This window comes from Mycobacterium sp. (genome assembly GCF_049281135.1).
In the GTDB taxonomy this organism is placed as follows: Bacteria; Actinomycetota; Actinomycetes; order Mycobacteriales; family Mycobacteriaceae; genus Mycobacterium.
In genome coordinates this window covers 1-1,848 of record NZ_JBAPRN010000744.1, presented here as the reverse complement: position 1 = coordinate 1,848, position 1,848 = coordinate 1, and the positions used below count along the sequence as shown (strand labels likewise).

The following is a 1,848-nucleotide window of genomic DNA, read 5'->3' as shown; positions in this document are numbered from 1 at the left end:
CCGGGACCCAGCCCCTGCCTTCGCCGTTCCAGTACTGGTACCTACCGAGATCCGGCAAGGCGCCGGGCTGGACTCGGGACAGGAAGGCCGCGCCGCTGCGGCCCGGCGGGGTTCCGAACGAGTACAGGTAGCCGTCCTTGCCGGGCATGAACGCACCCATCTGAAAGTTCTCGTTACCAGGGACGAACCGCCCGCCCGGCACGGTGTCCGCCCCTGCAAGGCGGACGCTGCTGGGGTAGACACCCCAGGTCTGACCGTTGTCCAACGAGCGCGCGATCCCTGAGTAGTTGGTCGACCACTCGCCGTCGCGGCCCCAGTTCTTGATCGACATGAAGCTCATGTACTGGGTTCGCCCGAGCGAGAGCGCGGACGTCGGGATTATTCCGGTCTCGTGCCCCGCCTTGTGGATGCTGTTGAGGACCTGCTTGGAAAGCCCCGGTGCCCATACCGGTGAGCCGGAGTAGGGGTTGTTGGGCACGCCCTCGGCTACGTGAATCCCGTGCGACAGGTCATGGTCCTGGCTGCGGAAGAGCACGTTGTATCGCCACTGCTGGCCATGCATGGCGCAGTAGCCGAAGGTGTCACCGAACGCCATCAGCACCTGGCGATTAGCGGGATCACCATTGTCCCAAGGAATTCCGAGGTCGGTTCCGGAGATACCGAATCGTTCGAGGGTACGGTTCGGACTGTTCGGCCCTGTCACAAAGTCGACGAGTGACGTCGGAGCACCCGCGATGCCGGCCGGCGGAGCGGGCGGGACCGCAGCGCCGTCGGGGACAGCCTGGTTGACGTTCGGAGACTGCGGGACGGCCGCACCGGGAACCGGGGGAACAGGCGTCACCGCCGCCTGGAGTTGCGTGGTCCCTGGTCGCGGTATCGCCTTGAACAACGAAGAGATCAGCGGACCCAGCTTGGGTAGCGGCGCGTTATCGTTCGTACCCCGCGGCCTGCGGCCCGTCGGCGGCGCAACCGGACCGGGCGAGGGGATATTCGGCATGCCGGCGGGCGGCGGGACGTTGGCCTCCGGGGAGCTGCACGCCGCGGCCCTTGCCGGCGGTGCATCGCCGACCGGCACGATGAGTCCTACGATGGTCGCCGACGCCACCGCTGTTGAAACGAGTCGACGCATCGGCGCCATATCTCACCTTTCCAAGGGCGATCCGTCGCATTGACGTCCGCAGTTGGCTTATGTGACGATAGTGGCGGATGTGGTAGTTGAAACCTCTGAGGTTTCAATAGGTACGAGTCTGTGACCGTGTCGCAATCAGGGCAGAGTCGCGTTGTCAGGGCAGAGCTACTGCTCGCCCGAGGCGCTCAAAAGTTATTACAGGTGGCAGCCACTTGTTGGACGATTCCAAATTGCTGAGCGGCCCCCGGCGTGGCCATGGCCTGCTGCGCCATTGCCTGGCGTTGGGGCGGCGGCGCAGCGAGGAACTGCCGCAAATAAGACTGCGCGATCGGTGACGAGTTGAATTTCGCGGCGGCTGCTGGGTTTTGAGCATTGAGCGCCGCCATCACCTGCGAGTAATTGCAGGTTGTGTTCACGATGGGGCCCATATCAGGATCTGCGGACGCGGCCCCTGAGCCAACGGTCAACGACAGTGCCAGACCGGCTACCGCGACAGCGAGTCCGGTCAATCGCAGTTTGATCAATTTGGATTCCTTCCAACTGACTGAACCGAGCCAATTCGGTCAGCCAGAACGATTCTCGCATCCAAGCCTAACCAGACGCGGGGGGTGCGACGTAGTTACCGCCGGGGGCGCCGTCTGCACCGATCGCGCCGGTCTGGCCCAGAGCGCCGCTGGCGGCCTGCCCGATCCCGCTGGAGCCGCCGGCCCCACCAGCAC

General features: G+C 64.8%; 2 protein-coding genes. Both read right to left on the bottom strand.

Going from position 1 to position 1,848, the window contains the following annotated elements; genetic code table 11:
* Window positions 1-1,138, bottom strand: a 1,138-nt coding sequence (locus tag WAN02_RS29660; RefSeq protein ID WP_422268958.1) for a DUF4185 domain-containing protein, incomplete at its 3' end; no start/stop codon positions are given.
* 176 nt (window positions 1,139-1,314) lie between these two features.
* Window positions 1,315-1,650: a hemophore-related protein gene (locus tag WAN02_RS29655; protein ID WP_422268959.1), complete on the bottom strand. Its 336-nt coding sequence runs from the start codon at window positions 1,648-1,650 to the stop codon at window positions 1,315-1,317.
* Window positions 1,651-1,848: the final 198 nt, after the last annotated feature.